The sequence below is a fragment of the Paraliobacillus zengyii genome (genome assembly GCF_003268595.1).
In the GTDB taxonomy this organism is placed as follows: domain Bacteria; phylum Bacillota; class Bacilli; order Bacillales; family Amphibacillaceae; genus Paraliobacillus_A; species Paraliobacillus_A zengyii.
Genome location: NZ_CP029797.1, coordinates 516,445 through 537,305, shown reverse-complemented (window position 1 = coordinate 537,305; position 20,861 = coordinate 516,445). Strand labels below are relative to the sequence as shown.

The window sequence follows — 20,861 nt, the reverse complement described above, 5'->3', positions numbered from 1 at the left end:
AAGTTTATATAACTTAGACTTTTCTAAAGAGGTCTTGTGCTAGCATACCCTATTTTTTATAACACTTACGTACTTAATGCTACTACTTCTTTCTAATTTAATGAGAATGTTCAAGCATTTCTTCCTCCATATTCTCTTGATCTGTACTTCCTTCCTTCGATATTTCATGAACCCCTAATGCGCCAATCACACTTACTGTTAATACTAGTAATACATAAAACTCTATTCTTTTAGTAAAAAGCACTACTTTTTGACCCGACTTTTTATTTAATAACGCAATCATGATACCAACACTAACGATGAAAAACAGGATCGATGCTACTAACATAAGGACAACTTCCGTAGTAGATGTAAGCATGACTCCTAACATAGCTCCCATCATTGCTCCCATAAAACTGGCTGCTTGTGCTTCCATAATTCCGTTGATACCAAATCTTTTTACAAATAAAAAGGAGACAAGTGATGAAACAGTAATAGCAGCAATTGTCGCAATAGCAAGGAAATCAGGTATCCAAACTCCTATAATTAAACCGATGGTAACACTACTCGTCATTCCTAAAACCATCGGAACACATTTTCCTAATGATTTGATCGATTCACTACTTGCTGATTTGATTGATAAATAAAAGAAAAAACTAAACAAGATAACCGTAATAAGACTAGTAATCAGCATGTCAAGACCTCCTCCAATTGTGAAGAAGAAGTAAGAAGTGTTTACTTCTTACTTCTTCTCTCTTTTTTAATGACAACTACCACTATCTTTAGTCTTACAATGTCCTGATTTTGATACTGGTCTTGGTAAATCTAGTGCAGGATTTCGATCAAAGAATCCGACAGGCTTTAACTGAAAACTAATATAAGCAGTTGGCATTACTGGCCAATCCTCTGGTCTTGTAATATGATGATGGCCCATTGTGTACCACATGACTACATCTTCATTCTCAATATTACGGTTTGCTTCTGCATATTTGGTTATACCTTCTCCACCAGGATGTTGGTTCGGATAATCTCCTGAAGCATACTTTTCTTTCGGATCATATTTTGTAACGAATAAATGCTTATTAAGGAAACCTGCACGTTTTAAAACACTAGATTTTTGACCAGCAAATGGTAAGCAGTTTTCCCCTGGAACAATTTTATAACCAACTGGAGTACCTACTGCATTTAAGGAGTTAGCATTAATGACCTTCCAAGTACGTTGAGACGGAATGTCTATCACACGCTGTGCTTCTTGCTCATTCTTAAATGTTTTTGATACCGTGTAAAAGCCATTATCATAAGGATTGTGTTTCCCTTCGGCTTCAGCTTCCGTATGGTATTCCACGACAGAGTTTTGCATACCATCTACCATCGTATCCAAACGGAAGTTGAAAAAGTGTTGATGATGAGATGCATTCAATTGTGGCGCAACCTCTGTACCATATTTAGATTTACCTGTTTCATCGTAAGTACCGGTGTTCAACATACCAGTTAGTTTGACTTCCATTTCAATCGTACCATCTTGATAAAAACACCAATAAAAACCATAATCATAGTTTCCAACCGTACAGAAGAACGATAATACAAGTCTACGAGAGCGACGCACCTCCACTTGATTTGTTCTCCAATCCGTGTGTTTCCACGCTACGCCATAATCTTCTTCATGCAAACAGACTGCATTCGGTAATGTTCTTGCATTTCCTTTACTGTCGGACATAACTGCATCAAAGTAACGAATTTCACCTAAACAATCACATCCTAATTCTAATGAATTTGCCAACTGACCCATTCCGTATTCTCCTGCATCAAAGGCATTTTGGGTGTTGTGTGCAAAGCTACTATCCGCATAAGGCACCACCATCTCTGACAAGGAAGCGCGATATAATATTGGACGAATTTTTTCTTTATCTTCATATCCAACATTATAAAGCACTAGTCCCTCTCGTGGTGTGAAACCAAAACGAATGTCCCATTTTTGCCATTTAATGTTATGACCATCAATTTCAAAGCTTGGCCCTTCAGGTTGAATGATATCCAGTGGTTTTAAATCCGTCCTAGTAAAGATGCTATCGGATGTTTCTGGTGAGTAGTTTGCATCTGTTGGTGGAATAGAACGAACACCATGATCTTCAAATCGATGAACCTTCCGTTTATTCAAATCAACATAGACAACAATACCAGTTAATGGATAGGCGTATCCGTTATCGAGCGGAAACTTTTTCATCCAACAAATTGCACGTGCTAATCTTATACCCTCATCTTCTTTGATACCGAAATTACCTGCTGACCATGGATCAACCATTACTAATTCCGAGTCAGTAATGCCCCTTTTTAGTAAAGCCTCTTGAAATTTCGGATAATTTTTAACTATGTTTTCTACTTCTTCAAATTCATCTAACATAATCCCGGCTTGTACTCCCGGAATATAATCCCAAGATTTAACTTCCTCATTCGTAATAGATACAACTGCTTCATATGTTTTTTCTTCTTTATTATCCAATGCTACAATGAAAGCCTCACGATCAATATTTTGATCAAGTTTGAAATTAAGTACAAACTTCTTTTCTGGCTCATGTAATACTACTGTTGCAAAACGAACAGAATCATTTAATTGTTTTTCCTTCTTTAAAATACTGACTGCTTGTTCTATTTCTTCTGCTCTTAAAGGTTCTAATGGATGATTTACAGATACTAATTTTTGAATACTCATTATTACCCCTCCTTTTTCTAAACTAAATATACTAAAAATTCTGTTATTAATCATTGTAAAAAACGGAACAGATTAAGTTTCTACTTCCCTGCTATTATATTCATTCTTAAGTGACTCGATAAAATCTAATGGATACCCCGTTTGGACTAGGGCTAGGATCATCTGATATAGGCGTTTTTTCATCCAACATTGGTGTTATTTCACTTATGAAAAGCGATTTACAGAGCCACATATACTTTTCATTAGAAACCTCAAAATGTGGAGACGCTCTGGCGTAACCTAGTTCTGGGTTTATGACCCCCTTATTTACCACAAAGATTAGTGCCCCGTCGTCCGTTTTTAACGTGTACTTTGCTTCGGCTTGAATTATCCCATCTTGTCTAATAAGTTGCCAATCAGCTCCTCCTGGAATCACTTCACCGTTTAAATCGTTTCCTTTAAAATTACCGCCTATAATAGGTACGATGTTACGGAAACCATTTGCAGTTAAACCGACGTCAATCCCTTTTTCTAACTTAATATATGCCTGAAAAATGTATTCCAAACCGATCTCCATCTTGCTCCCATCTCCTTTAATTTAGTACAAGTTACTTCATAACCTCTTCATCATTTTCATATATTTTCTTTCCACCAAAAACAGTAACAAGTACCTCTGTATGATGAATCTCAGAAGCAACAATTTCAAAAATATTCTGATTCAATATGATCATATCTGCGGATTTCCCTACTTCTATAGAGCCTGTAAGATCTTCTAAGTACATTGATTTTGCTCCGTTAATCGTGAAGATTTCAACCGCATCAAACACCGTAATTGCCTCCCGTTTATTTAACGCCCCTGGAAATTCACGAGAAGGATCCTCTCGTGTAATCATAGCTTCCATTGAGTACCAAGGATTTGGATCTGGTATAATAGGATAATCTGAACCATAAACAGAAGTTGTACCCTCTTTTATGATTGATTTGATTGGATATGCTTGATCGGCACGCTTTTCTCCTAGCACAGCTTTATTTCCCTCATGAGTAATTGTTGGTGCCCAGAGTGGAGGGGAGAACTCTGCAACGGCGTTCACTTGCTTAAACCTCTTGTAATCTTTTGGACTCACAAAGTTCGTATGGGCAATTTGATGTCTTAAAGTAGATCCATTTTTTGCACTTGATGCTTCGATCGCATCTAAAACTACACTAATTGCTGCATCACCTGTCGCATGAATTTTTATCGATATACCTTGTTTGTCTAGATAAATGAAATCTTTTTTTAATGTATCTGGATCTATTAACAATTGGTCTACATAATTGTTTTCTTCCCCAACATAATTGTCAAAGAATGCAGCAGTTTTCGCAACTGGTACACCATCAATAAACATCTTAACAAAATTCGTTTGAACTAAGTCTGATTGATACTGTTTTCGATTTTCAATCAATGATAATTGTTCTGCCTCTGTAGCCTCAGCGCCTAAAACACTTGTTTTCCACGGTAAATATGCCGCTATCCTCATATTCAAGTTATCCTCTTTATCCAGTATCTGATATGTATCCAAAACAGTTTTATCTGCTAGTGCATCTTTAATACTAGTAATGCCATATTGATTTAGTGATTTCATAATATACTTAGCTGATTCTTTATGGTTATACTTTTCATGGAACTTGATATGCTTTGCAACTAGTTGTGTTGCACTTTCTAGTAATATACCAGTCGGCTCACCATTTTCATCTCTTAAAATCATACCACCAGAAGGATTTGGTGTATTTGCATCAATCGCTGCAATTTCTAGCGCTTTACTGTTTACCCAGGCATTATGATGGGAAAAGTCATATAACAATATAGGACGATTAGGTTCAATGGCATCTAAATGCTTTCTGTGAAGCTGATCCTGTACAAATGCCTGCCATGCACCACCAGTAATCCATTCTGCTTGTGGATTTGTCTTCAAGTATTGTTCAATCATTTCGAGTAGATCTTTTAGAGTACTAGTAGCTGCAGTTGGTAGGTTACAGGTATTAAATAATTCGTATGAGCCAATTAAGGCATGTGTATGCATATCATGAAGTCCTGGAATTACTGTTTTCCCCAATAAATCTATCACTTCTGTCTCAGGAGTTATATAAGAATCTATCTCGTCGTTGCTTCCAACAGCAATGAATTTCTTATTTTTAATAGCAACGGCCTGTGCCCAAGTTCCTTTTGGTTCTACACAATAAATATTCCCATTTTTATATACTGAATCTGTCATACGAAAAATCACTCCTTAAATTTAGTTGATAGAAATATAATGATTTTTTTTTCAATTCTGTCTTACCTTCTTTAAACTTACTTTATAATTTGAAAGTCAACAATTACCCAAACGGGTGAATTTACTTATTACCCGTTTAAAAAGGTTGAAAGGATGCAAGTGCTTCCTGTTTATAATAGAGAAACCTTGTAGACGATTACATTGAGGTGAAATGCGCAGAAAAAAGATACTTCTCCAAACTTTAGAGAGAAGTATCTTTTTTATTTCCTAATTAGTGTTAATATTAGGTTTTTCATCTAGTATAGGCTCTTCATTTGGGTTGCCAGTTGATGATTCTTGATTGCTTAGATTAGTAGTTTGAAATAACTTCATTTTCATTTTTATCTTGATCCACAGCAACGAGAAAATTACAACGAAAGCTAAAAACACAAATGCAAACTGATAAATTTGAGTTTTCATCATTGGATCTGGATGAATATTTATTACCATAAATACCATTCCAATAATCCCTATTATCTGAAATGTAACACCCAACGGTGATTTAAAAGATCTTTTCATGTTAGGATATTTGAATCGTAGGACAATGACATTTATGTGTGCGATGATATAAGTTATACACCAACAAAGCGCTCCAGCTAAAATGAAGGTTGTAATGGAACTTGTTGCAGTAACGTTTGCAACAACAAGCATTAACATTAATGCACCCATAAATATAATGGAAATCCATGGTGTTCCCCACTTATTTAACTTCGCAAAAACCTTAGGTAACTGCCCTAATTCTGCCATTGATTGCAACATTTTTGGGATTGCGTATAATAATGTATTGAGTGTACTAGAAGTAGCTAAGATTGTTACTATTCCCATCCAAATTTGTCCTGTCCTTCCTAGAATCGCAGTTGAAGTATCCATATGAGGCGAGTCAGAATTAGCTAATACATCTAAAGGTACATATTTTATCGCTGCATTTCCAAATATTAAATCTGCAACTAAAATAATTAGTAATCCTAATACCATAGACAAGGGAATATATACTTTAGGATTTTTTAATTCCTCAGCCATCGGAGTCACAAACTCTATACCTACAAAGAGCCAGAAAGCTAAAGCAACTAAACTAAAAATCCCTACTCCTAGTGGATTGAATTCAATACTAGTCTCCAAGGGTTCACCACTTCCAGTTCCTGTTAATCCTATTAGCCCTATAATTACAATTGATAATATCATTAAACTTGTTAAAGCAACCTGTACCTTACCGAACAACTTAACACCGCGAATATTTACCAGTACCAAGGCTGCTACAAAAATAACAGAAACAATAGTTGGAGATATGGATAGATCAAATACATCATTAACGATAACTCCTGCAACATACATTTCTGCACCACCAGCAAACATACTGACAAGAACATAACCACTTAGTACCGAAACCATTCCCACAAAGGGACCTAACGCAGGCAATGTATAGTTAACCATTCCACCTGCTTTTGGCATCATTCCTGATAACTCAGCAAAGGTAAATGCGACTAAAACATTTAATAAAAGGGCCACGACCATTGCAATGATGAATCCAGGCCCGCCAAGCCCGTATCCTTGTCCTAATGATACCATCACTGACGACGCTACTACTATTCCCACTGCAGTAGCTGTTGCTGTCCATAAACCTACCTTATTATTCATATTATTAGTCATCCATATTACCTCCAATTTTTTAAATATTCAGATATATTCATTTAGAATAAAACATGTATTTAGCATTCTAATGGCCGATTTACCAAAAGTAAGTTTTGAAAACACATAATGCCCCTCCTTTTATAAACTTAATATACAAAAAATTCTGTAAACTTTCATTGTAAAAATAGGAACTAAAACAAAATAATTAACAAGTAGCGTCAGATAATCTCACATTGTAATTGAAATATTCAGAAAACAATCTATAATTTTTACTATAGCTATAACAAGTAGGAGGAGTTAATTTAACATGATAAATAGTTTGAGCTACAATCCTACACAACCTGAAATAAAAAGATATAGTGAGCAATATATAGAATATAAACCAAATCAAAAGCAAAGTAGTGGTGTATCCTTATTTTATCAATTTAAAGTTGGAGCAGACCAACATGGTATATTACCTATAATTCCTGATGGTTGTATCGACTTGCTCTTCAACTTACATTCAACTAATCCTTCTGCGATGGTAGCTGTTAGTCCTGAACAACGCAGGCAAGATGAATTTATAGCACATACCTCTTATTTTGGAATACGTCTATATCCGGATCAAGGCAGATTATTTTTAAATTGTTCATTAGAGGAGTTACTTCATCATAAACGTCTTCCCTTAACAGATGTTTTAAATTTTAATAACTCATTCCTTGAACAAATAGTCCAACAAAACGAATTCAAAAAACGCATTTCATTGTTTACCTCTTTTTTAACTCCTGCCAATGAGACTGGATATAACTATGATAGAAATCTAATCAATTGTTGTCTCGATATTATATACCTATCCAAGGGATTAAAAACTGTAAAAGAGCTCTCAACAGAAACAGGCTATTCAGATAGATATTTACGGAAAAAATTCGCAGAATACATTGGTTTCTCGCCTAAGGAATTTAGCCAAATAGTCAGATTGCAATATTCTGTTAACACTCTTATTAGAAAGCCTTATCTACTATCAGATATTGTTGATAAGTATGGTTATTATGATAAAGCCCATTTTTATAAAGATTTTAAAAAATACATGTTTATCACACCGAAAGAGTATCTTGAAATAATCAATTCATAAATTCATTCTCTTGGTCTAGTACATAAATAAGGCAGATTAGAAACTTTTGTTCTCTAATCTGCCTTATCTTTATAGTGAATCTAATTAATCTTCTCTAGCTTTCATTAAGCAATCGATTTATTTGTAATTGCAATTAAAAAGCTTACCAGTTTACAATATCGACTATCTTATTTTCTAAATCTCATTATTCATCAGTTTAGCAAATGATCCAACTGGAAAGTTTGATATTTTTCCCGCAGTATAATCTTCATAACCGTAAATTTTACCATATGATCTTAGAACATTGAGGTCTTCAAGAACAATTCCCATAGTAGGAATTACTTTCTCCAACCATATAAATAAGTAGAAATCTTCATCAAGCTTATAGTAGAAACATTTATCCGTGTCACTTAGACCTTTTTCATTGCCTGAGATACAATGCCACGTACACATATTTTCATTAAGATAAATATGTTCATAAATGTCCTTAGAACTATATTGAAATTGAACCCGCTTTCCAATTAAATCTTTCGTTTCTTGATGTTGAAAAGTACTTTCTGTAAATGGTGAATTAACGGAAACATGTTCAATATTAGCTTTTACTGAAGTTAACGGCATTGCTTGTTCTGCTCGTTTTAACATAGGTATGGATACCTCTGCTGTTGTTGGTAGGACACCACTTATAACTGTAGCTATTTGTTTCTTGCCGTCTAATATAATAGAAATAGACTTTGTATTTCCATAAGAAGCAATAAAGTCAATAAAATATATGTTATCTCGAGGATTTATTGCAGTATAAGAAGATATATATCTTACTTCCTTATCCTCTTCCAATTCCGACCATTTTACCGTTTCTCTATCTAAAAAAGATATTTTTCCAGTCTTTCCGGTCTTATAAAAAAAGCTGAATTCTTTACCAACTAAATGTTCAGTAGGCTCTATTATATTTTCACTAAACCCTACAGAGAGTTCACCAACACTGATAAACTTTTGTGTGTTATTTCCTGTACTCATTGAAAGAAAGCCTCCCTAGTTTAAAAAGAGTGCATACGAAGTTGATTAGCTAATACTCCTCTTTTTTATTTAATATACTAAAGATAAAGTAATATTTCATTGTAAAAAAAGGAATAAAGACAGATAGTCGATATATTGCCATAAAAAAATCCTAACATGCAATTACATCAGCATGTTAGGAGATGACAAATTGTATTTGGTTTTTAATTTTCTCTGTTTTTTATTTTAAAATGGAAAAAGTGAATGTAAAAGCCGTCGTTCATTCTATTTCTTCATTTAAGTAAGATTGTACTCTGAGTCCCTTTGCTTTACTTTTCGCAAATCAAATCTAACATTTTGATTTGCACAATACCAACGAATAATTGCTGCTAATAGAAGAGCAACTGCCATCGTTAACCATCCTAAAGTATAGGAACCTGTGATATCATAAATCATTCCAACATAAACACCACCAAATGTTCCGCCGAGGCTAATAGATAGTGTAATTAAGCCCATGAAAGTACCAAAGTCTTTCTCACCAAACATATGATTTGCTAATAGAGGTGAAATAATATTAACCGATGGACTTCCAAATGCATACCCAATGATTGCAAGCACGATTAGCCATTTAGCAGTTGGCATTGCAGCAAGTCCTAAGAAACAAATTGCAAATATAATCGCACAACCAGCAGCGCCTTGTTTTAAACTTACCTTATCACAATAATACCCAGCAACGATCGAACCAATCGTTAAAAATCCTATCATCAATGAAATAATCGAGGCACTAGCATTAGTAGAAAAACCCTGTATGATAAGGTAAGGTTGCGCATGAGCAAGGATTGAGCTAGAACTAAAGACAACTAACGCCGTCGATAAAAACAATAGCCACGTTAATGGTTTTCTTCTAGCTTCTTCAAACATAAACCCTTCATTTTTCGCTTTATTCGCTTCACTTTCTTCTAGATCTCCTATTCTCGTCATTCCTTTATCACGAGGATGCTTTACAGCAAATAGTAAAACGGCCGGAATAACTATTACGATAAAATTAGCAGCTATAAGATAATAACCCACTCTCCAGCCAAACTCTTGGACAATCCAGTTCATCGTTGGAATCATAATCATACCACCCATGGTTGATCCTCCAAAGGCAATACTCAGCGCAATCCCTCTTAGTTTTGGACCAAACCAATTATTTATTAAAAGTGTAGAAGGTGTAGCTGTTAAACATCCAAAAGTAATTCCCATTGGTATTGACCAAAGATATATAGCTATGAGTGTATTCGCACTTCCAAACCCAACAAATGAAATAGCCCCTAAAACAGCGCTAATTAACATGATTAGTTTTACATTTCCTTTACCAATTACACGTCCCATAAATGACATAACGGTTAGGCATGCAATTGAAATGATCATCAAGTATATCGAAAAATTACCAACTGAAATATCCAAACCAGTCGTTACTGGTATCATAAATACACCTGTTAAGGATACAATCGGCACATATCCTAGTGTCATAACTAGGAATCCTAATAAAACAATGAACCAGCCAAAATATATTTTCCCATTTTTATCTCTTAGTACTATGTTTTTCATTTATCCGACCCCCATTGTCAAAATATAAAAAAAGTATTTGTTTTTAAAATTCCTATAACTTATGTCTTCGCTTTTCATCAGTATTTTTTCGATCTTTACAATCTAGATATTGCCGCCATTCGTCCATTCATCGATTGATATCGTTAAAATTTCGGATCGATTGGAGTCGAAATTGTTGTCTGTGCCTCAATAATTTCTGCTGCCTCTAAAATCGTGTCTTCACGGAATCGGTCACCCAAAATTTGGACACCAGTTGGTAAACCATTTTCGATTGAAATAGGAATAGACATAGCAGGAAATCCCAGCAGTGGAATAGACATCATTGGCCATTGTGAAGACAATAGACTACGATTACTCTCCAAGCTTTCAATATCCTTATCTTGTTCAACTGCTTGTTCTCCTGAAACTGGTAACAACAATAAGGAGTAATCCTGAAGAAATTGTTGTAGTTTCGCTATTAGTGTACCTCTACGTGCGTAGCCATGTTTGTATTTCTCTAGAGTTGCTTCTCCACACACTTCTTTACCAACTTGATAATTATATTTTAGGTTTAATTTTGCTCCCTCATCACCGAACTTATTAATTAAACCCTCAATATCTTTCAAATCCTCAAAAACAAGTAACATCCATAATTTATATGCTTCCTCAAACAATGGAAGCTCTACTTCTTCCACGATATAACCAGCATTTCTTAAGTAATTTGCTGCTTTATCTAAGGCATGATTAACTACTGCACTTGATTGATATACACCAATATCCCTTAACATACCTATCTTAAGCGGTCGTTGATGAATTTTTCCCTTTAATGCGACCGAGGCATGAAAAGGATCACGCGGATGATATGCGGACATCGTAGCAAGTCCTAATCGTAAATCTGCTACACTACGCGCCAACGGACCTTGAACCGCCATTATTTGTGAAGCTAGTGGTAAATCTACATTTATATCTCCGGAGCCATTTGGTATCCTTCCAACAGTTGGACGCAATCCCATAATTCCACATGCATATGCGGGATAACGAATAGAACCTGCAATATCGTTTCCTTGAGCAAGAGAGACCATTCCTGTTGCAATCGCTGAGCTTGCTCCACCACTTGACCCACCTGGAGTTCTATTTGCATCCCATGGATTTAAAGTCCTTCCATGTAAATCATTTGTCGTAAACCATCTTAGGCTAAAAGCTGGAACGTTTGATCGACCGATAAATACTGCTCCATTTTTCCTTAGATTCGCAATAGGCGCACCATCTTTTTCTGCCAAATTATTTTGAAATGCGTTAACACCATCTGTTGTGACGTGGTTAGCTTGATCGGTATTCATCTTCGTAGCGATAGGAACACCATGAAGTGGACCAAGTATTTTCCCATTTGCAATATCTGCATCAGCATTTCTTGCCGCATTTATTGCTTCCTCATGGAAAACTTCTGCTAGTGCTTTTACTTTAGGGTTTATCTGATCAATTCTAGCTAGACAACTAGAAACCACTTCATAAGAAGAAATTGCTTTAGTACGAATTCCGTTGGCTAAATCACTAGCTGTCCACCTCCAAAACTCATTCGTGTTTTTTTTACTTTGATCCTCGTAAACATTTCCTCTCATCCCTTTCACTCCTTCATTTATAAAATTATCAATTACATGAATAACTTTAAGTTAATTTTCACATCTTTCTGAATAATAAGTAAATAACCCTTTTGGGTAATATTTTCATGAAATTAGTCTAAGAGTTTATCTTTTGAAAATGGATTGGTATAGAATCTTACACGTTTGTTGAATTAGAGAAAGGATAGTGATTATACTGTTGGTTAAATAACTAATTCATTAAAAAGTACGACTACAGAGAGAGAGCAGAAATCGTCTTTCTTGAATATACATAAATCAGGAAAGTCTAATCGAATTTTATGGACCACCAACATTTTCTTTTACTAGTTTTAACCTTGTTACAAGGAGGGATGGTTTCAGTGAGTACAAATCTTATTTCTGAAAAGGAGACAACAAAAAGGTTTCAATTTATTGAGGAGATAATAAGACCAAACAAAGACTTACGGGAACAAATACTTTCTACCTTTTGTGACATATTTGGTTATCAGAAGGGGGTTTTCTGGCAATCAAATACAACCGGAAGTACGTTATCAAATCCAATCACCCTAAATATTAACCATGGTGAAATAATGGAATATTGTGAAGTTTATAAACACAATGATCCAATCCTTCACTTTTCTTCTAAATTCAGGAATACTGATGTTTTCTGTTATAGCGATTTTTTGCGATTTAAAGATTTTAAACAGACAGATTTTTTAAAATTTATGGAAAAGAACAATAATCATGATATTATATCTTTTTATATAAATGACGGGAATAAGCGAACTGGTGTGATAAGCTTTTTAAGGTCCAGACAAGAAGAAGCGTTTACGATGAATGATAAAAGTCGCTTACTGTTTCTATCAAAATACATTTCTAAACTACAATTCTATGACAACTATTTTGAAGATTATAAAGAGAAAGTTACAGCAGCTGAACAATGGGCTAACCTTCTATCGGTTGGCATAGTAGTTATAGAGGAATCGTTCGGAATTCGTTATTATAATACAAAAGCATTAGAAATTTGCAATAACTTCTCTCCAAATCAGAACCATCCTGTCCATGAAATTCTAAACAATATATTGCTTAATGACCATAAAAGCATGGAAACTAAAAAAAGTTTCACCCTCCCACAACAACCTAACATTGAGATTAGTATTAAAAAAATAAACAACGGGAAACAATGGATGGTATTGTTAAATGAAAATTCATCATCAATTGAATATAAAGCAGATGAACTTCTTTCGCTTTTGACTCCAAGAGAAAGAGAGATTGCTAAGCTCCTTGTCCGTGGGTTATCCAATGTTAAAATTGCCAATAATTTATTTATCAGTATCAATACAGTAAAACGTCACGCAAAAAATATCTATAACAAACTAGATGTTAAAAACAAAACAGAACTATGCTTTATATTTAAGCAATAAAAATAGTAAATATTACTAAAAAAAGGAAGGAATTCGTCATTTTCTCTTACAAAAGTTAAAATGCTATTTATCTTATTATCAAATATTGTTATAGTAAAGATCGAGCTAACTTCTAGGTATGATATTGGTTATCTACGCAAGACCTAAATTAGCAGTGTTTTCGTACTGCTAAAATTAGGTCTTTTTTATTTCTATTACTTTAAAAGGGAGTCCGATTAATTATGATAAGACCTGAAGAGATTGTAAGAAGTGGACCAAATCAGTATATTTGTAGGGAAGAAGTCCTCAAAGACCTTTCGTATTTTATTAATGACTATCGTTCACCAGTAGTCGTTACTGGATATAAATCATACGCAGCTTTTCAAAAGTATGCTAACTTACCATCACATGTTGAAGTATATCAACATAATGGATACAGTTCTGATGAATCAATAAGAGATATTTCCCAATTTGCTAGTCAAGCTGATATCATTATCGGGATTGGTGGAGGAATAATTCTTGATACTGCCAAGTCCGTAGCAGACAAGTTAGGGATTGAAATCATTACTATTCCAACGGTGGTAGGAACTTGCGCTGCTGCCACGCCATTAAGTGTTATCTACGACGATAATGGGGCTTTTGTTCGGGTAGATTACCATGCCAGCACGATTCACCTAACTCTAGTAGATCCTCTCTTTCTACTATCCAGCCCTATTGATTATTTCAAGAGTGGAATTGGTGATTCCTTGGCTAAATGGTATGAAGCAGAAGCAATTATTCGAAACGACAAGAACGGGGATCTTTCCATCATGGTAAAAGTGGGATTAGAACATGCCTCCTATATCAAAGACATTTTATTGGAAGATAGCATTGCGGCAATCGAAAATATGGACGCAAGGGTTATTACCACATCCTTTATCAAGGTGGTAGAAGCAGTAATACCTCTAGCAGGAACTGTAGGAGGGTTTGGTGGACACTATGGTAGAATGTCTGGAGCACATGCTGTTCATAATGGTTTAAGCTTTATTGATGAAACACACAGCATACTCCATGGACAAAAGGTTGCTTATGGGATTTTAGTTCAGCTTCTTTTAGAAAATAGAACAGAAGAAGTAAAAGATCTACTTCCATTTTATAAAAGTCTAGGTCTTCCCGTGTATATGGAAGACTTAAACATTATGAAAGAACAAAATCAAGCAATGAAAACAGTTGCATCACATGCTATTAAACCAGAAGAAACGTTACGATTAGTCGGTAGCTTTCACGAAAACGATGTGATCGAGGCAATGGAAAAATTAGAGAATATATAAAAAAAGTGTCAGACACATAAACAGTGCCTTACCATTTAAAATAGATAAAGCCACTCGCTTAGCTAAGAAGCGAGTGGCTTTAAATTAGTTAAGTTGATTATAAGAAATCAATCGATGAATATGAACGGCAAGATAAGTGAGTTCGTCATTCGGAATACTTTTACCGTATACTTGATTAATGTAATCTTTTATTTTGAAAGCACCATCCATCGCATCTGGATATAGATTGGCAATTTGCTCGAACAAGACGTCATCCTTATCAAGCAATATATCTGCAAAGTAACGTTCAACAAAGAATTTCACATGTGTAATGAAACGGGTATAATGAATATTCTCCTTATCCATATTGATACTTAGCGTGTAACGGACTAAGTTCACAATACTTCCAATCATTTTCGCATGCTTCATGCTATCTTTGGTTTCTTTTCCGCCACCTTGCGCGTTGATTAAATGAAATGCAATATTCGCTGCTTCCTCTTGTGGTAACTCTATAACAAACTCCTGATTCACTAATTCTACAGCGAACATACCTACCTCAAATTCATTTGGATAGTAGCTTTTTATTTCCCAGAAAACACGGTTTGTAATATTGATATTTTTTTTAAACCTTTCCACTGCAAAATTCAAATGATCCATTAAGGTGAAAAAGATTCCAGAATTAAGCTTCGTATTAAGTTCCTTTTCAGCTTGGTTAACAATTTTCTGTGTTAAGTCCATATATACTGGTTGGATTGAATCCAACAAACTTAAAAATTCTTTTGCTTTTGTATTATCTATTGGCATGAAAGTTTGATCAGCTTGACGTTCCACGATGATATTACCAACTTTTTGCCCGAAGCCAATCCCTTTACCAAAAAGAATAAATTCTTGTTTGTCTTCATTCTCGACTAATACAACACTTGTATTGAGAACTTTTTTTATCTTATTCATTGTCAACACCTTTCCAACTAAAAAGCTTCTTAATCCAAATCTTCCCCGTTACTTTCTATCACCTTTTTATACCAATAAAAAGAATCTTTGCGACTGCGTTCTAGTGTCCCATTTCCTTCATCATCCTGGTCAACATAAATAAATCCATAGCGCTTTGTCATTTGAGATGTCCCTGCACTAATTAAGTCAATTGCTCCCCAGCTAGTATATCCGAACAATTCAACACCTTCTTCAACAGCTTCTTTCATTTGTTTAAAATGCTCTTTGAAGTATGTGATTCTGTAGTCATCATGGATAGATCCATCCTCTTCTACTTTATCGACTGCTCCCATCCCATTTTCAACGATGATTAAAGGTTTTTTGTACCGATCATACAACTCTATTAATGAGATTTTAAGTCCAACCGGGTCAATTTGCCAACCCCATTCAGTAGAAGGTAAATAAGGGTTTTTTACGCCCATAACAGTATTTCCTGCTGACTTCTCCATATCTTCCTGTGCTGACTCTGTTAATGACATATAATAACTGAACGAAATAAAATCTACTGTATTATTCTTCAGTATTTCTCTATCACCTGGCTCCATTTTAATGTTGATATTGTTACGCTCAAACATTCTCTCAATCATAACAGGATATTCACCAAAAACTTGAACATCGGAATAGAAATAGTTATGAAGGTTTTTCTTAAGTGATAATTCCACATCATTTGGATTACATGTATTTGGATAAGTTGTCAGTTTTGTTAACATACAACCTACTTCGCTTCCGTCAATGATTCTATGGCAATCCGCTGTAACTAAAGCAGATGCGACAAACTGGTGATGTAGCGCCTGATAAACTGTTTCATCTTCCTTACCTTCCGGACAACGATCTGGGATAATTCCAGCAGTCGTAAACGGGTGTCGATTGATACTATCAATTTCGTTAAATGTTAGCCAGTATTTTACTAAGTCTTTATATCGATGGAAACAAACATTACTAAATCTTACGAAATCATCAATAATTTTTCTTTCTACCCACCCATTATATTTCAAGCTTAATTCTAATGGCATTTCATAATGGGAAAGTGTGACAATCGGCTCAATATTAAGTCGCTTCATTTCTGTAAACAGATTCTCATAAAACTGTAACCCTTTTTCATTAGGCTCTCGTTCTTCACCTGTTGGAAAAATTCGACTCCAAGCAATCGATACACGTAATACTTTGAATCCCATTTCCGCAAATAGTGCAAGATCCTCTTTATAACGGTGGTAAAAATCAATCCCACGACGCTTCGGATAAATTTTATCACTTGGGTCTTTTCTAGCCTTTTCAATTGTTGCAGACGTTATACCGACATGGCCTTCGTAGTCATCTACTCTTAAGTTAGATTTATACGTCGCCATATCTGCAACAGATAAACCTTTACCGTCAACATTCCACGCGCCTTCTACCTGGTTGGCGGCTATAGCACCGCCCCATAAAAAATTCTTCTGAAATCCTGTTTTTGTCATAATTACTCTCCTAACATTGTTACAACCATTAATGTATCGCTGTGATTGACATGATCTTTTTGGTTCATAACATTAATATTATATTTGTCTTTATTAGTAACAACCCCGACAGTTACAGGGTCATAACCTTCTTCTACAATCTTATCTACATCAAATTTCAATAATAAATCTCCAGCCTTAACTTCATCGCCAACTTTTACTTGAGATTCGAAATATTCCCCTCCAAGTTGAACTGTGTCAAGACCAACATGAAACAATAACTCTACACCATTTTTTGTTTCCATGCCAAGGGCGTGGTGTGTATCAAAAATCATTTTAATGGTACCATCGACTGGAGCAACCAATTCACCTTTGGACGGAATAACAGCGAATCCTTCCCCCATAATCTTTGTAGAAAAAACTTCATCTTTCACTTCAGCTAATGGAATCATTTTCCCTGTCACAGGACTTTTGAATTCTTCTTCTGAATCTATCATGTCCTTAAATTCTTCTTTTTCATCTTGGTTAGTCTTATCTTTTCCAAGTAAAAATGCTGCTGTGAATGCTACCGCAAATGAAATGACTAATCCAAAACTGGCATAGAGAAGGTTACTTGGTAATTCATCAGAAATAAACATAGACATACTTGCTAAACCAGGACCTACAAGTACAAATGCTTCTATACCCATAATACCGATAAATGCACCACCAACAAATGATCCAATCATAACACTATACAACACTTTTTTATTTTGTATTGTTACCCCGTATAAGGCAGGTTCTGTAATTCCAAAAAGAGCTGAAATACCAGCAGAAATCGCAGTAGACTTTAAAGCTTTGTCCTTAGTACGTAAAGCAACTGCAAAACACGCGCCACTTTCTGCAATATTATGTGCTAGAGAAGCTGGTAAATAAAGGACTTCTTTTCCAGCGGCTGAGTATGCAGAAACAGCATAAGGAACCATCGCTTTATGCATTCCTGTTGCAACCATGAACGGAAGTACAGCTGCTAAGATCGCCACGGCAACCCATCCTACATAGTCAAACATCGTTAAAATAATATAAGTTAAACCTTCACCTAGCGTAAAACCAATTGGTCCTAAAATAAGTAACGAAATTGGCACTGTAATTACTAATGCCACCATTGGTACAAAGAAAATACGAATGGATTTTGGTGAAATTTTAGTAACTAGCTTTTCTAACTGTGCATATAAAAGTACTGTTAAAATTGCTGGAAATACTTGATACGCATAAGCAATATTTTGTAATCCAAAGCCTAACAATTGAGCTCCTTCACCAAGCATTGTAGACATACTAGGAAGTAACAATGCACTAACTGCTGACAAGGCAACTAACGAGTTTACCTTTAATTTATTAGCTGTAGTAACGGCCACTAGTAATGGCAAGAAGTATAGCGGGGCATCCCCAATCATGTTTAAGATTTGATACGTTTGAGTTTCCTTATCCATTATACCAATAACAGCCAGTAATAATAATAATGACTTTAATACCCCGCCCCCAGCGATTGCTGGAATTAGCGGTTGGAAAACACCGATTAAGAAATCAAGGAACATACTGCCAAACTTTTGCTTTTGTTTTGGTTTATCAGCGGATTCTTCGCTTCCTGTGCCTGTAGGAGTACCACCCAATAATTTATTCACTTCATTATAAACTTCCACTACTTCATTTCCGATGACGACTTGACATTGAGCCGTCATTTTTACTGCTAAAACCCCAGAGATTTGTTGTAGTTTCTCCACGTTAGCTTTGCTATTATCATGTAAGGAAAACCTTAATCTTGTGGAACAATGTTCGAAGTGTGAAATATTTTCTCTTCCACCGACATGCTTTAGAACTTCTGTAGCAATTTGTTTGTAGTCCATCTTCATTCTCCTTTTCAACTTTAATTAATATTAAAACTATTCTTTGTTTTGATGCTAGAACTTATGCAACTTTGCTATTAGGCAATAAAAAAAGGACCTAAAATGATAAATGTATATTAACATCCATCCATTCTAGATCCTGCCTGCTTTACCAGTCACATGTCTATTTTTATTATTTGATTTGTTTAAAGTATATAACACAATTTTGAAAGCGTCAACAAAAAATATTATATTTATCAAAAGACTAGTTTTTTGCTTTAATTTACATTATATCATTACGTTTTTAAACTGCTAAGATCTCTTTTATCCAATTAAATAAAGCATCTAGTCATTGAAAAATATGAAATATTCCTTCATATATTCAGGTTACTCTATTAATCACTGCTATTAGTATTCCATTTGAGAATACTATCTTTCTAAAATCGAATTGTAATATGAGGGAATGAACAAATATAATAATAGATATCTTAGCTAAGAGTTTTATTAAGAATAAATTTAAAATGGAGATGTTTTGATGGCGATAAATGAGCATGAGAAAAAACAAGTATATGATTTACGATCTGCTATTGATTTACTTAAAACAGTTCCTGGTCAACTAATCGAAACCAATAAAGCTGTAGATCCACATGCAGAAATATCAGGTGTTTATCGATATGTAGGTGCAGGCGGAACAGTGACGCGTCCAACACAAACTGGTCCTGCCATGATTTTCAATAATGTAAAAGGGCATGAAGACGCAAATGTAATTATTGGCCTATTAGCAAGTCGTGAAAGAGTGGGATTACTGCTAAATGAAGAGCCAGAACGTCTTGGCTATCTATTAAATGAAGCTGTTCAGCATCCTATTCAACCAGTAACTATCTCAAACGAAGATGCGAAATGCCAAGAGGTAGTTCATTATGCTAATGAACCCGGTTTTGATATTCGCAAGTTAATTCCTGCACCAACTAATACTGAAGAAGATGCGGGACCATATATCACAATCGGTATGTGCTATGCGTCTGATACAGAAACAGGTGAATCAGATGTAACCATTCATCGTTTGTGTTTACAAAGCAAAGATGAAATTTCTATGTTCTTTACTCCTGGTGCACGCCACTTAGGCACCTTTCGTGAAAAGGCGGAAAAACTTGGTAAACCCCTGCCAATATCGATCAGTATTGGTGTAGATCCAGCTATTGAGATTGGCGCATGTTTTGAGCCACCAACTACACCACTTGGTTTTAATGAATTAGGAGTTGCGGGTGCTATTAGAAAGCGTGCAGTTGAACTTGTTCAATGTTTAACAATTAACGAAAATGCAATTGCTAATGCAGAATATGTTATAGAGGGAGAATTAATACCTAATTGCTATGTTCGTGAAGACCAAAATACAAACACCGGTAAAGCAATGCCAGAGTTTCCTGGGTATACAGGTGAAGCTAATCCGAAAGTGCCATTAATTAAAGTAACAGCTGTTACACATCGTAAAAATCCAATTATGCAAACCGTAATTGGACCAAGTGAAGAGCATGTTAGTATGGCAGGTATTCCTACAGAAGCAAGTATTCTTCAAATGGTTGAAACTGCCATGCCAGGAAGACTACTCAATGTATATGCTCATTCTGCTGGTGGTGGTAAATACATGGCAGTCCTGCAATTCAAGAAAAGTCAGCCGAGTGATGAAGGAAGACAAAGACAAGCAGCTCTGCTTGCTTTCTCTGCTTTTAGTGAATTAAAACATGTCTTTCTTGTTGATGAAGATGTTGACCCATTTGATAGTAACGACGTCTTATGGGCCATGACTACACGTTACCAAGGTGATATAGATACTATTACAATTCCTGGTGTACGTTGTCACCCACTTGATCCAACAGAATCCCCGGAATATAGTCCATTTATTAGTGACAAAGGGGTTTCATGTAAAACTATTTTTGATTGCACGGTGCCTTATCACCTTAAGGATAAATTTAAACGAGCAAAGTTTAAAGAAATGGATGCCAAACTTTTTGCTCCATCATTATTTTAATAATAACACTAATG

At 35.2% G+C, this 20,861-nt stretch carries 15 protein-coding genes; 4 read left to right on the top strand and 11 right to left on the bottom strand.

Going from position 1 to position 20,861, the window contains the following annotated elements; genetic code table 11:
• Positions 1-97: 97 nt before the first annotated feature.
• From DM447_RS02780 to DM447_RS02760, 5 genes are all read right to left on the bottom strand, one after another.
• On the bottom strand, positions 98-673 hold the full coding sequence (locus DM447_RS02780) for a hypothetical protein (protein ID WP_112179793.1): 576 nt from the start codon (positions 671-673) through the stop codon (positions 98-100).
• Positions 674-739: 66 nt separating this feature from the next.
• Entirely contained in the window at positions 740-2,689 is a 1,950-nt protein-coding gene (locus DM447_RS02775; protein ID WP_112179792.1) for a primary-amine oxidase, read from the bottom strand.
• Between the two features lie 106 nt (positions 2,690-2,795).
• The gene (locus tag DM447_RS02770) at positions 2,796-3,245 is read right to left on the bottom strand and encodes a DUF3237 family protein (protein WP_112179791.1); all 450 of its coding nucleotides are present in this window, start codon (positions 3,243-3,245) and stop codon (positions 2,796-2,798) included.
• Between the two features lie 31 nt (positions 3,246-3,276).
• Positions 3,277-4,920, bottom strand: coding sequence for an amidohydrolase (locus tag DM447_RS02765; protein WP_112179790.1), 1,644 nt, complete (start codon positions 4,918-4,920; stop codon positions 3,277-3,279).
• Positions 4,921-5,187: 267 nt separating this feature from the next.
• On the bottom strand, positions 5,188-6,606 hold the full coding sequence (locus DM447_RS02760; RefSeq protein WP_112179789.1) for an APC family permease: 1,419 nt from the start codon (positions 6,604-6,606) through the stop codon (positions 5,188-5,190).
• Positions 6,607-6,895: 289 nt separating this feature from the next.
• Here DM447_RS02760 and DM447_RS02755 point away from each other — a divergent pair, with 289 nt between their 5' ends.
• The gene (locus tag DM447_RS02755) at positions 6,896-7,699 is read left to right on the top strand and encodes a helix-turn-helix domain-containing protein (RefSeq protein WP_112179788.1); all 804 of its coding nucleotides are present in this window, start codon (positions 6,896-6,898) and stop codon (positions 7,697-7,699) included.
• Positions 7,700-7,873: 174 nt separating this feature from the next.
• Here DM447_RS02755 and DM447_RS02750 read toward each other — a convergent pair whose 3' ends face one another.
• The 3 genes from DM447_RS02750 to DM447_RS02740 form a co-directional block, all read right to left on the bottom strand.
• Complete coding sequence (locus tag DM447_RS02750; protein WP_112179787.1) at positions 7,874-8,692, bottom strand: molybdenum cofactor biosynthesis F family protein; 819 nt, start codon at positions 8,690-8,692, stop codon at positions 7,874-7,876.
• 276 nt (positions 8,693-8,968) lie between these two features.
• Positions 8,969-10,264, bottom strand: coding sequence for an MFS transporter (locus tag DM447_RS02745; RefSeq protein ID WP_112179786.1), 1,296 nt, complete (start codon positions 10,262-10,264; stop codon positions 8,969-8,971).
• A 143-nt stretch (positions 10,265-10,407) separates the two neighbouring features.
• The gene (locus DM447_RS02740; protein ID WP_112179785.1) at positions 10,408-11,862 is read right to left on the bottom strand and encodes an amidase; all 1,455 of its coding nucleotides are present in this window, start codon (positions 11,860-11,862) and stop codon (positions 10,408-10,410) included.
• A gap of 359 nt (positions 11,863-12,221) precedes the next feature.
• Here DM447_RS02740 and DM447_RS18465 point away from each other — a divergent pair, with 359 nt between their 5' ends.
• Together DM447_RS18465 and DM447_RS02730 are read left to right on the top strand one after the other, a co-directional pair.
• On the top strand, positions 12,222-13,265 hold the full coding sequence (locus DM447_RS18465; protein WP_232824149.1) for a response regulator transcription factor: 1,044 nt from the start codon (positions 12,222-12,224) through the stop codon (positions 13,263-13,265).
• Between the two features lie 224 nt (positions 13,266-13,489).
• Positions 13,490-14,554: an iron-containing alcohol dehydrogenase family protein gene (locus DM447_RS02730; RefSeq protein ID WP_112182630.1), complete on the top strand. Its 1,065-nt coding sequence runs from the start codon at positions 13,490-13,492 to the stop codon at positions 14,552-14,554.
• A gap of 84 nt (positions 14,555-14,638) precedes the next feature.
• Here DM447_RS02730 and DM447_RS02725 read toward each other — a convergent pair whose 3' ends face one another.
• Genes DM447_RS02725 through DM447_RS02715 form a run of 3 tightly spaced genes read right to left on the bottom strand, consistent with a single transcriptional unit; the run spans position 14,639 to position 18,839 of the window.
• Positions 14,639-15,484, bottom strand: a complete 846-nt coding sequence (locus tag DM447_RS02725; protein ID WP_112179784.1) for a BglG family transcription antiterminator — start codon at positions 15,482-15,484, stop codon at positions 14,639-14,641.
• Between the two features lie 29 nt (positions 15,485-15,513).
• Positions 15,514-16,980 carry a glycoside hydrolase family 1 protein gene (locus tag DM447_RS02720; protein WP_269813826.1) on the bottom strand — a complete coding sequence of 489 codons (1,467 nt, stop codon included), beginning with the start codon at positions 16,978-16,980 and terminating at the stop codon, positions 15,514-15,516.
• Entirely contained in the window at positions 16,980-18,839 is a 1,860-nt protein-coding gene (locus DM447_RS02715; protein WP_112179782.1) for a beta-glucoside-specific PTS transporter subunit IIABC, read from the bottom strand. The genes DM447_RS02720 and DM447_RS02715 overlap by 1 nt, the downstream gene beginning before the upstream one ends.
• A 514-nt stretch (positions 18,840-19,353) precedes the next feature.
• Between DM447_RS02715 and DM447_RS02710 the strand changes: the two genes are divergently transcribed.
• Complete coding sequence (locus DM447_RS02710; RefSeq protein WP_112179781.1) at positions 19,354-20,847, top strand: UbiD family decarboxylase; 1,494 nt, start codon at positions 19,354-19,356, stop codon at positions 20,845-20,847.
• The last annotated feature ends 14 nt before the right edge of the window (positions 20,848-20,861 follow it).